The organism is Mesotoga sp. UBA5825 (genome assembly GCF_002432955.1).
Lineage (GTDB): Bacteria > Thermotogota > Thermotogae > Petrotogales > Kosmotogaceae > Mesotoga.
Map to the genome: position 1 here is coordinate 1 of NZ_DJHG01000123.1, position 11,256 is coordinate 11,256.

At 46.9% G+C, this 11,256-nt stretch carries 9 protein-coding genes; 6 read left to right on the forward strand and 3 right to left on the reverse strand.

Annotated features, from left to right (window positions below; all coding sequences use genetic code 11):
- The first annotated feature begins 369 nt into the window (after nt 1-369).
- The 6 genes from B3N33_RS12080 (at nt 370) to B3N33_RS12105 (ending at nt 6,935) form a co-directional block, all read left to right on the forward strand.
- On the forward strand, nt 370-1,404 hold the full coding sequence (locus B3N33_RS12080) for an L-Ala-D/L-Glu epimerase (protein WP_214079589.1): 1,035 nt from the start codon (nt 370-372) through the stop codon (nt 1,402-1,404).
- 40 nt (nt 1,405-1,444) lie between these two features.
- On the forward strand, nt 1,445-3,016 hold the full coding sequence (locus B3N33_RS12085) for an ABC transporter substrate-binding protein (protein ID WP_292590791.1): 1,572 nt from the start codon (nt 1,445-1,447) through the stop codon (nt 3,014-3,016).
- Nucleotides 3,017-3,091: 75 nt separating this feature from the next.
- Complete coding sequence (locus B3N33_RS12090; protein WP_292590792.1) at nt 3,092-4,102, forward strand: ABC transporter permease; 1,011 nt, start codon at nt 3,092-3,094, stop codon at nt 4,100-4,102.
- Between the two features lie 5 nt (nt 4,103-4,107).
- Nucleotides 4,108-4,980, forward strand: a complete 873-nt coding sequence (gene nikC, locus B3N33_RS12095; protein WP_103134908.1) for a nickel transporter permease — start codon at nt 4,108-4,110, stop codon at nt 4,978-4,980.
- Nucleotides 4,981-4,984: 4 nt separating this feature from the next.
- Nucleotides 4,985-5,977: an ABC transporter ATP-binding protein gene (locus B3N33_RS12100; protein WP_214079592.1), complete on the forward strand. Its 993-nt coding sequence runs from the start codon at nt 4,985-4,987 to the stop codon at nt 5,975-5,977.
- Nucleotides 5,970-6,935: an ABC transporter ATP-binding protein gene (locus B3N33_RS12105; protein WP_214060160.1), complete on the forward strand. Its 966-nt coding sequence runs from the start codon at nt 5,970-5,972 to the stop codon at nt 6,933-6,935. The genes B3N33_RS12100 and B3N33_RS12105 overlap by 8 nt, the downstream gene beginning before the upstream one ends.
- 61 nt (nt 6,936-6,996) lie before the next feature.
- Here B3N33_RS12105 and B3N33_RS12110 read toward each other — a convergent pair whose 3' ends face one another.
- From B3N33_RS12110 to B3N33_RS12120, 3 genes are all read right to left on the reverse strand, one after another.
- Nucleotides 6,997-7,890 (reverse strand): EamA family transporter, encoded by an 894-nt coding sequence (locus tag B3N33_RS12110; RefSeq protein ID WP_292590793.1) that lies wholly within the window; start codon nt 7,888-7,890, stop codon nt 6,997-6,999.
- 448 nt (nt 7,891-8,338) lie between these two features.
- The gene (locus B3N33_RS12115) at nt 8,339-9,205 is read right to left on the reverse strand and encodes an alpha/beta fold hydrolase (protein WP_292590794.1); all 867 of its coding nucleotides are present in this window, start codon (nt 9,203-9,205) and stop codon (nt 8,339-8,341) included.
- 434 nt (nt 9,206-9,639) lie between these two features.
- Nucleotides 9,640-10,854, reverse strand: a complete 1,215-nt coding sequence (locus B3N33_RS12120) for a pyridoxal phosphate-dependent aminotransferase (RefSeq protein WP_349682170.1) — start codon at nt 10,852-10,854, stop codon at nt 9,640-9,642.
- Between the last annotated feature and the right edge of the window lie 402 nt (nt 10,855-11,256).

Sequence of the window (11,256 nt, forward strand, 5' to 3'; positions counted from 1 at the left end):
TGATGTTTTACTCCAGCATCACCTCCTCGCGCCAGCGAACCTCACTTCCTGCCGAAGGCGGCAATGCGTCTTGTCTATGCGATTGTTTTGCCACGACAACGCTCTTTCTCGTTTTTTGAACTAACCATGTCAGGTTAGCCGTCAAATATCACGACATAGATGGAAGCGTATGGTGCAGAATTATTGACTAAATCACACAAGCCTTAATTTGATTTTTTGCAGACGTTACCCGAAGTATGATATAACTAATTATCAGAAAGTCGAGTCTATTAATCCATTTTGATGAAGTAGTGATTTAAGGTATTATTGTATAGATGTTTTCTATACTTTTTGGTAGTGGATAGTACTTTCATATTTGGGGAGGAAAGGATGAAGATCAAGGACTTACGCTTCACCGAAAAGAAATGGGACTTTGTAAAACCTTTTCACATCGCAAACAACGTTTCCAGCTCCAAAGTTAATATTGAAGTTGAATTAGTTCTGTCGGACGGAACGATCGGTCTGGGCGAATCTTCTTCGTCTTTCAGAGTTAATGGAGAGAGCGGAGCCGCCATTTTTCAGCTCCAGAAAGAAATTCTCGAGATGATAAAGGATCTCGACGTCCGAGACTACAGAAGGATTTTCGCAAAGCTCGACTCATATTCTAGAACGGCGCCAAGTTTGAAAGCCGCCATTCAGTTCGCCACTCTTCACGCCTTTTCCAGATTGATCTCTACACCTGTCTATCAGATTCTTGGGGGGATGAAGGATTACGTCGAGACCGACAAGACGGTCAGCATAGGCAGTCTGGAAGAGACGGTCCATGACGCTAAGGAGATCTTCGAAGCGGGGCATAAAGTTATCAAGATGAAGGTCGGCGAAGATGTTAAGAGCGACATTGCCAGGGTACTGGCAGTCAACGATGTGATCAAGGGTGTCAGGTATGTGATAGATGCAAACACAGGCTATACACCCAAAGAAGCTTTGAGATTCATAGATGCCATGTACAGAAGCGACGTGCCCGTGGGGATATTCGAACAACCAGTGCCTGCCGAAGATTTCGAAGGACTGAGAATAATTAGGCAGGGCTCTATGTATCCTGTTGGCGCAGATGAAAGCGCAAAGACAAAGTATGACGTTATGAGACTCATAAAGGAAGGCGCAGTCGATTACGTCAATATCAAACTCATGAAGTCGGGACTCTCAGACGCTCTTGCGATTGTAGAGATGTGTAACAGCGCGGGTATAGGTCTTATGATTGGGTGCATGAGCGAGTCTGGAATTGGAGTCTCCCAGAGCGTCCATTTCGCCGCTGGAACCGGCGCATTCACGTATCACGATTTGGATTCTCATTTATTGCTTAAGAATGTCGATCCTGTCGGATTCAGACAGGAGAAAGATAGACAGTATCCTATTTTGTTCTAATTTTGTCATCACCCTGTACGTGGGAAAAGGAGGTGCAAGAATGAAGCGAAGCTTCATACTGATTTCACTAATGGTACTTCTTGTTGCAGCCATGGGATTTGCTGCGACTCCAAAAGACACTCTTGTAATAGGCGCAAACACCGGTATTTTTATTACCATGGATCCGGCCGTTGCCTATGAGGTCTTTCCGAACAAAATCGTCGCTGCCATCTATGCTCAGTTAGTCAAGCTAGAGGCAATTGACGGCGTCATCGTTCCAGTCCCAGACATTGCCGAGAGCTGGGAGATTTCCGATGATGGACTTACCTACACCTTTAATATCAGGAAGGGAGTCAAATTCTCCAACGGTGATGCCCTAACAGCCGAGGATGTTCTCTTCTCTCTGAAGAGACCAGTTGTTCTCGAGTCTGTTTCTGCGTGGTTCTTGGTCGATATTTTCGGGATAAACAAGGACAACGTCGATGAGAAGATAAAGCAGATCGACGATTACACTGTGTCCATAACCTTGAACGCCCCCTATGCAGAAAACATCACACTCGGGATTCTATCCAACATGTTCACAGGTATCGTCAACAAAGACGTAGTCCTTGAACACGAAGTAGATGGAGACCTTGGTGGCGCATGGCTTACAGATCACTCCGCAGGCGCCGGTCCATACGTTCTCGTTCAGTGGGAGAGAAACAACGTTATCCTTCTTGAAGCCAATCCGAATTACTACGGCGAACAGCCCCCTCTGAAGAGAATCATGATTAGAGACATCCCCGAAGCATCTAACCAGAGACTTCTTCTTGAAAAAGGAGACATCGATGTTGCCTGGGATCTTACGCCACAGCTGCTTGAAGAGGCCAAGAGAAATCCCGACATAGTTGAAGTCAAGGTTCCGGGACATTCAAACGAGTATCTCGCGATGAATGCTACCTGGGGACCCCTTGCGAACCCCAAGGTAAGAGAAGCCGTAAGGTTCTCGATCAATTACGAAGAGATCGTCGAAGACATTATGCTCAATAACGCTCTCCTAGTACAGGGTTTCATAAACAAGGGCTACTTCGGCTATGTGGAAGAAAACCCATTCTACCAGGATATCGAAAAAGCTAAGGCTCTTCTCGCCGAAGCAGGATACCCTAATGGATTCGAAGTTGAGCTTCTAACCAGCAATACTGACACGAGAAAGGCAGAGGCCGAGAAGATCCAGGCAGACCTGGCGCTTTCAGGAATAAAGGCCAATATAGTAATAATGCAGTCTTCTCAGATGTACGCCAAGTATCGTGCACAGGGTCATCAGATGATCATTGCCGGCTGGGGTAATGACTATCCCGATCCGGACAACCTTGCAATGGCTCATGCAAGCTACAGGGCAAATCAGCTAGCGTGGAGAAATGCATGGTTCGACGATTATGCAGCGACACTTTGTGAATGGGGTCAGATAGAGCCCAATCCAGACAAGCGTGAACAAATTTACAAGGATCTTACAGAATACTGGTTCCACAATGGACCTTTTGCGATGCTATACCAGACTGTAGAGTTCTGGGGAATTCGCAAAGAAGTCAAGAACTTCGAAGAAGCGGCTTTCGGTTACGGAATGCTGTTCGACTTCACAAAGGTTTCTAAGTAATGTGTCCCCCGCCCCGTTCTCTTGAACGGGGCGTATTCTTTCTGAAAAATCAGATATTGATGCGGGGGTAATTCTATGAACTTCGGACAATTCTTACTCAGAAGACTATTCTTGATGGTCATAGTGCTTTTCGGTGTCGCCTGCATTGTCTTCTTTATAGCAAATGTAATACCCGCCGACCCAGTTGGGGCTATTCTCGGGGGAAACGCACCGCCTGAGGCTGTTGATAGATTGAAGGCGAAGCTTGGATATGACCAACCACTTGCAATTAGATTCGTCAACTTCATTACCGGCGCGGTTAGAGGTGATTTCGGCGTTTCTTTGAAGACCTCGAATCCCGTCATGAAAGATATAATGAACTACTTCCCTGCCACGATGGAGCTTGCCTTAGTTGCGATAATCATCTCTATCTTTTTAGGTATTACTCTTGGAATATTGTCGGCCGTTCACCGTAACAAAGCTATAGACCAGTTTTCGAGAGTCTTTTCGATACTGGGTGTCTCTATGCCGGTATTCTGGATAGGACTTCTACTGCTGCTTGTCTTCTACTTCAAGCTGGGATGGCTTCCCGGAAGCGGAAGGCTAGGCTTTTTCACCAACCCGCCTCCGAGAGTTACGGGAATGTACCTGATAGACTCGATTATCGCCGGTCAGTGGGGCACTTTCAAGGAAGCCTTGATGCACATTCTTCTTCCTGCTTTTGTTCTGGGCTATAACGCTACGGCATCCATCGCAAGGATTACGAGAGCCAGTATGCTCGACGTACTGCGACAGGACTACATAAGAACTGCAAAATCAAAGGGTTTGAGAAAGAACATCGTAATTTACCGCCACGCGCTGAGGAATTCTCTGATACCAACCGTTACGATAATCGGGCTCGTCTTTGGAGGCTTGTTGGAGGGAGCCGTTCTTACAGAAACGGTCTTTTCTTGGCCAGGTCTCGGAAGATACATTACCACCGGAATGCTCTTCCTTGACTATCCTGCAATAATGGGTGGTACTTTGTATATAGCATTTATTTACTCGATTGCGAATCTCATTGTAGATATTCTCTACGCTCTTCTCGATCCAAGGATGAGGATGTGATCTAGATGGAAAAGACAGTAAAAGTATCTAAACCATTCATGGATGATTTAAAGCATACAGTCTTTCTCTGGAGAAAGAGCCGCCTCACGATGATCGGATCGGTGATAATCCTGATATTCCTGCTCATGGCCGCCTTCGCGCCTCTGATCGCGCCATTCGATCCGGTCCAGCAAAATCTACAGAACAAGCTCCAGGCTCCCAGCTGGCAGCATCTCTTCGGAACAGATCAGTTCGGTAGGGACATCTTCAGCAGGGTAATTATCGGATCGAGAATCGCTCTGTGGATCATATTCCTGGTTTCGGTGATCAGCGGATCGATCGGTATCATAGTGGGTGTCACGGCAGGCTACTTTGGAGGGATTGTTGACGAAGTTCTCATGAGGATAACCGACATGTTCCTCGCCTTTCCAAGTCTCGTGCTCGCGATGGCCTTCGCAGCGATGTTGGGGCCAAATCTGACGAACACGATAATTGCCATATCTGTTGTCACTTGGACAACTTATGCGAGGCTATCTAGGGCAGAAGCAACAAAAGTCAAATCACAGCCATACATTGAAGCTATACGTGCGGCAGGTGGTGGCAATCTCAGGATAATGTTCCTTCACGTTCTACCGATGTGCATCTCTCCCGTTCTAGTTCAGCTGACCCTAAGGATGGGAACGATAATCCTCACCGCAGCAAGTCTCGGCTTTCTCGGATTAGGAGTTCAGCCCCCGACGCCTGAATGGGGAGCCATGGTTTCCGACGGCAGGAATTACCTGATAGACCAGTGGTGGATATCCACCTTCCCTGGAATATTCATCGCGTTTGTCGTTCTTGGATTCAACCTCCTCGGTGACGGAATAAGAGACATGCTCGATCCAAGGTTGAGGAGGTAATCTTATGGAGCTGAAAGGAAAACTACTGGACGTATCTAACCTGAAGGTATCTTTCTACACATACAGGGGAGTCGTCCAGGCACTCAATGGTGTCGACCTCTGGATGGATTCCGGTGAGAGACTGGGAGTCGTCGGGGAGACCGGTTGCGGGAAGTCAGTTACATCTCTGGCAGTAATGCGATTGATAGAACAGCCCGGTGAGATTCAGGAAGGGAAAGTGATTTTCAATGGCACGAATCTCGTCGAACTCTCCGAAGAGAAGATGAATCGGATAAGAGGCGCCGAAATGTCTATGATATTCCAGGAACCTCGTTCATCACTGAATCCGGTAATGAAGGTAGGCTATCAGATCGGTGAGTCAATAGCGAAATCCAAGAAACTCAAGATCAAGCACACCTACCCCGAGGTCAAAGAGATACTACGCCTTGTCGGGCTTGATCCCGAAAGAGTTATGAACAGCTATCCACACGAGCTCAGCGGTGGAATGTCTCAGAGAGTAATGATTGGCATGGGACTTGCAAGTCATCCAAAACTGTTAATAGCCGATGAACCAACATCTGCTCTGGATGTTACCATTCAGGCTCAGATTCTCGAACTGCTCGATGAGCTGGCCAGGAAGATGGGGAACGCCGTCATGTTGATTACACACGACATGGGAGTCGTAGCGGAATTCTGTGACAAAGTACTTGTAATGTACGCCGGAAACTCGGTCGAATATGCATCTACTGCCAGACTGTTCGAAAAGCCGTTACATCCTTACACGGGTGGTCTGCTTCAGGCGGTACCGAGAGTAGGAAGAACAGATGAACTCAAGGCAATAAAGGGAACTGTTCCCGATCTGGTGAACCCTCCTTCCGGTTGCCGATTCCACCCGAGATGTCCGCACGTTATGGACATCTGCAAGTCGGAGAGGCCGCCGTTCATTGAGATTGAACCCAACCACTACGTTGCATGCTATCTCTTCAAAGGCAAGGGCGAGGTGAGAGAAGATGCCTGAGACCTTAATCAAAATAAGAGGACTTAAGACTTACTTTCCGGTGAAGAAGTCGATCTTCTCGAAGAAGCTCTTTGTTAGAGCAGTAGACGACGTGAATATGGACATTCCAACGGGCTCAACCTTTGCCGTGGTCGGAGAGTCCGGCTCGGGAAAGACGACTCTTGCAAGAACCGTTCTCAGACTAATAGAACCGACTTCAGGTGAAATAGAATTCGAAGGAAAGGACATACTTGGACTCAAAGGCAGGGACCTGCTCGAAGTTAGAAGAAATATGCAGATCGTTTTCCAGGACCCGTACAATTCGCTTCATCCTAGAAAACTGATTAAGAACATAATTGGGGAAGGGATGAAGATTCATTTCAAGATCACCGACGTCGAAATACGAGACAGGATTGCGGCCGTTCTTAAAGAAGTAGGGTTGATAGACGATCACATGTACAGATACGCACATGAATTCTCTGGTGGGCAAAGACAGAGGATTGCATTTGCGAGAGCCATGGTTCTCAAACCGAAGTTCATCGTTCTTGACGAACCTACATCGGCGCTGGACGTCTCCGTTCAGGCAATGGTTCTGAAGATGATGAAGGAAATAAAGGTTCAAGAAAATCTGACGTATATGTTCATAACACACAATCTATCTCTAGTGGATTATATTGCCGACAGAGTGGCCGTTATGTATGTCGGAGAAGTAGTTGAGATGGGAGACAAGAATACGATCTTCAAACATCCCTCTCACCCATACACTGATCTGTTAATGGCTTCCAACCCTGTCCCGGATCCGAAGTTTGTAAGGGAGAAGCGGCTACTGAAAGGGGAGATACCCAGTTCGATCAATCCGCCATCGGGCTGTAGGTTCCACAACAGATGCCCCTTCGCAGACGAACGCTGCGCTAAAGAGGCCCCCGCACTTAGGGAGATAGGACCCGATCATCATGTGAGGTGTCATTATCCTCTCTAGTTCTTGAGACTGATTTAAGGCATGTCTCTCAAGACATGCCTTTTTTGTGCAGGGAACCGTGCTACCCGACAACTTTTATCTTCGACTTCTGAACTATGAGTACCCCGAGAAGAATCGCACCCATTGCCAGAATCATGAGGAAGTTGATCTTTTCATCAAGGAAGATGGCTCCTAGTGAGACGGCAACCAGTGGATTTATATAAGCATAAGTACCCGCCTTCGTGGCCGGCCACTTCTGAAGAAGATATATATAACTGCTGTAGGCAATCAGGGACCCGAAAACAACGAGATAAGCGATTGCCAGAAGCGAGTTCATCGAGAACCTAACTCTTGAAAATTCACCAGTTATGCCCGAGACAAACATAAGCCCCACTCCACCTGCAAACATCTGAATCCCGATATTTGATACTATCGAACTGTTCCCCTTGAAGGTTTTTGACAGTACCGTTCCAGTAGACCAGAGGAAGCTGGCAGAGAGAAGCATAAGTATTCCTGGGATGTCGATAGAAATACCGTGTTCGGCCGGAACCAGAAGAAAGTAGACACCGAAAAAACCCAGCAGAAGTCCCGAAAGCGCCTTCAAAGTCAACCGCGTCGTTCTTATGAAAAAGTGCTCCAATACCCCGGCAAAGATCGGGATGGTAGCCATTATGAGAGAAGCAACGCCTGAATCGACCCACTGTTCGGCATAGACGACGAGTCCATTTCCACCAAGAAGCATGAAAAGACCAACCAGCCAAAGTCTAGAAAGCTCCGACTTGCTCGAAGGAAAGGAGTGTCCTCTGACGACAGAAAAGACCAGCATAATAGAGCCCGCAATGAGAAATCTCACTCCGGCGAAGAACATAGGCGGCATGCCTTCAACGCCGATCTTTATCGCCAGATAAGTAGATCCCCAAAAAAAACTCACTAGAACGTACGCAAGTATGGCCATTCCATCTCCACTTCTCTTCAAAGCTCAGCCTCATGCGTCCGAACAAAGCTCGGAGTAATAATCGAATTATCCGACAACAAAAGGTGAAAAACAATACGGCTTAGAAACTTTTGTGAAAAGAAGGGGCTATTCACGCCGCTATGTTCACGGAAATACCTGGATCCAACTGGACGATCCGAGGTCCTAGATATCAAGATAAGGCTGCGGGTGCTTCTCATAGACAGAATACTGAGAGTTCTCACTGAAAAGAGCCAATTAAGTGGCACATATTATCCGTTAAGCTTTGGCCTCAGGGGTTGAAGGACAAGGCAACACACATAAACCTTCAACAGGAGAAGCACTCTGATGAGCCTGGCAGTTGTAACCGTCTTCTGAGTAGTTGAACTGCATTCATCCATGCAGCCTTCTGATGGAAGAGAGCAAGCCGGCCACTGTTTAATCGAACTATGGGAATCAGCGAACGGCCGTACTACTTCAGAAAAGCAATCAACAGACCAGCGATCTTTTCCGGAAACTGATAGATAGCTCCGTGTCCTCCGTTATTAAGTTTCACGAGCCATGAGCCTTCTATCGCTTCTGCGAGGATCAGAGAGTTCTTTGCGGGAACAATAATATCGTCCGTTCCCGTTATTATGATCGTGTCTGACTCGATCGACTTCAATCTCTCGAAGGTTCCGCTCCAGCTGCCAGCGGCAGTGTACTGATCAGAAATTCCTCTTTGATCTCCACTCTCTTCCTGACTGGAGGAGCCCGTAAATCTCGCAGCGACCTCCAGATGAGCCAGGGTCCAGTCGGTGAGGAAGAGAACCTTCAGAAGCACCTCGGGATCGCCCATGTTCTGGAGCATAGAGATCGCCTCGTCCGAAGGAGGTATCGACTCGGATCCTCCGCAGCTCGTCGAGAGAAGGACGAGTTTATCTGTCAACTCAGGATAGTTGAGAGCAAACTCCTGCGCGATATACCCTCCCATAGACCAACCCATCACACTGACCTTTTCAAAACCGATGGTTCTTACAAGATCGGCTGCATCTTTAGCAAACAGCTCTATTGAAGGAGTTGCATTAGAAGTTGTCGATCTTCCGATCCCTCTGTTGTCGAATACTATCACGGTGAACTCTTTTGAGAGTGCAGAAACAACATACGGGTCCCAGCTCTCGAGGGGCGAGCCATATCCTGCGATCATCAACAGAGGAGATCCTTTTCCAAAGACCTTGTATGCCATTTCTATTTCGCCGACCTGCACCTTCTTAACGGGAGCGGAATACAATTCAGGAACGTCTTGAGCGAAAAGCGATGTAGATAGAAGAGCAATTACGGCAAGAACTGAGTTTTTCATCTCAGTCCCCCCGTACAAATAGACAATAAATTATACTCCAGGAACTATAACTGCAATCTCCTTCCTTCGACAGAATCGTGCCTTCCCCGGGCTTCACACAAAGAGTGAAACCTGGAACTCGATTGTTTGCGCAGTACCTGTATACCGCTTTCGGGAAAGCAACCTTTCAATATCTTACTCAGTCTCGTCGCCTAAACTTTCAAGTGTCATAAGTGGGCAAACTTCCTTGGTCATAGAGATCGCATCCGGGTCCCTTACAGCGGCCAAAATCAAATCTGGTATCATAGATGTACTGAACCTTCCCGTATTGGGATCGATCTTCAAGTGCAAACCGATCAATTCTCTGGTTGTTTCTTGTCTTTATCCAGACTTGAGGTCAAGCGATAACCATTACTGATCAACCGGGAGGAGCTTGGCTAAACAAATACCGCTCATTATTCTCTCCGGTATCTTTCAATGAGCTGTACCGTTCGATTAATTGCCTCCAGTGCAAAGTGATGATCTTGAGAGAAATTGATGCGAAAACTATTGGTAAACTGAGGGCCAAATTCCGTTCCGATTGTCACCGTAACATCGGCTTGAAATCTTAGGATTTTCACAAACTCTCTCATGGTGACTCTCAACTCGGGAACTCTCACAAATAGATAACTGCCGGCTTCTGTTTTTCTTACTTTGACACCTTCCACGCCGTGAAGCAGTGCCACCAGATCATCTCGGATCCTTTGATGTGCACTCATTCGATCTTCCATCCATCCCTCTGGTTCGTTGAACCACGATGTGAGTACCGCTTGAGAATATCCTCCGGCGCGCAGAGAGACTATGGCCTGCAGTTTCTCCATTCGTGCAATGATATTCTCGGAACCAAATGCAACCCCCAAACGATAGCCGCTTAAAGACTCTGTTTTGGATGGACCGATGATTGTGATTAGATTGACGGGTTTGGTGTCTTGGGCACACAGATGTGTATACACTCTGCCATCGAATATCTGTCTTGCATACAGTTGATCTGCGATAACTGATACATCATATTTCTTTGCAAGGAAAGCGATAGATCGAATCTCATCATACGAATAAATAACACCGGTCGGGTTATTAGGATTGGAGAACAAGAAGACCTTAACACCAGTTTTGAAAGCATCTTCAAGTTCGGCTAAATTCAAACCGGCTCGCTTATCAGATTCCAGAAAATCCAGTACAACTGGAATGATTTCTCCATCGAAGAATTGGACCAGTTTTCTGTTGGCGAAATAGTCGGGCTCAACTATTGCAACCTTATCTCCACGGCCAATTAACGATCCCATTGCCAGAAAAAGCGCCCCCTGGGTTCCCGGTGTAATAATGAGTTGCGTATCTGGAGAAATTGTAGTGTTGGTGAATGCAGAAAGCTTTTCAGACAACCATTCTCGTATGTTGCCTCTTCCTTTGTATTCAGTATACGCTTGCTCACCGCCCAAGTGAACGCCTTCTACAAATGCATCTAATGACCCCGGGATCGGTTCAAACGCATTGACATCCCCATGAGAAAAATCAACCGGTCTTCCGGGGATCTTCTCTCCTATCAGTCGAAGCCCCTCGCCATCTTGAAGAGTCTCCTGTCCAGGAGCGTTATCTACTCCAAGCATCGAAAACTTTTCTATTAACTGATCCATCATCACATCGTCCTTCCATAATATCGTTCCTAACTCGGTGCACCCACAGATGCCCGACACTTAATGATCTGCCCATTTATAGAAATCACTCAAGACCCTCTTCAACAAAGAACCAACAGTACAAGCAAGTTCAGATTTCTTTTGCTATGACACTTCTCTTCTGGCGGAAATTTGCGCTACATTTATCGAAGCTCTCCTCAATAAGAATGCATACTAACACTGAAGAAAACCAAGAATGCCCTCATTTTATCATTTAGTAATTGAAATCGAAACTGCGGAAAGCCCTTGTCGGGGATAGCGGGTTTGGGTTGGAAAGAGCAGAATAAGACGCAAGGCTGGGAAGAACAACCCAGGTCACAATGCTGCCTCCGGCAGGAAGTGAGGCTCGCTGGCGCGAGGAAG

Coding starts and splice junctions, on each gene's coding strand:
- B3N33_RS12080 (WP_214079589.1), top strand. CDS start 370: ATGAAGATCAAGGACTTACGCTTCACCGAAAAGAAATGGGACTTTGTA.
- B3N33_RS12085 (WP_292590791.1), top strand. CDS start 1,445: ATGAAGCGAAGCTTCATACTGATTTCACTAATGGTACTTCTTGTTGCA.
- B3N33_RS12090 (WP_292590792.1), top strand. CDS start 3,092: ATGAACTTCGGACAATTCTTACTCAGAAGACTATTCTTGATGGTCATA.
- nikC (WP_103134908.1), top strand. CDS start 4,108: ATGGAAAAGACAGTAAAAGTATCTAAACCATTCATGGATGATTTAAAG.
- B3N33_RS12100 (WP_214079592.1), top strand. CDS start 4,985: ATGGAGCTGAAAGGAAAACTACTGGACGTATCTAACCTGAAGGTATCT.
- B3N33_RS12105 (WP_214060160.1), top strand. CDS start 5,970: ATGCCTGAGACCTTAATCAAAATAAGAGGACTTAAGACTTACTTTCCG.
- B3N33_RS12115 (WP_292590794.1), bottom strand. CDS start 9,205: ATGAAAAACTCAGTTCTTGCCGTAATTGCTCTTCTATCTACATCGCTT.
- B3N33_RS12120 (WP_349682170.1), bottom strand. CDS start 10,854: ATGGATCAGTTAATAGAAAAGTTTTCGATGCTTGGAGTAGATAACGCT.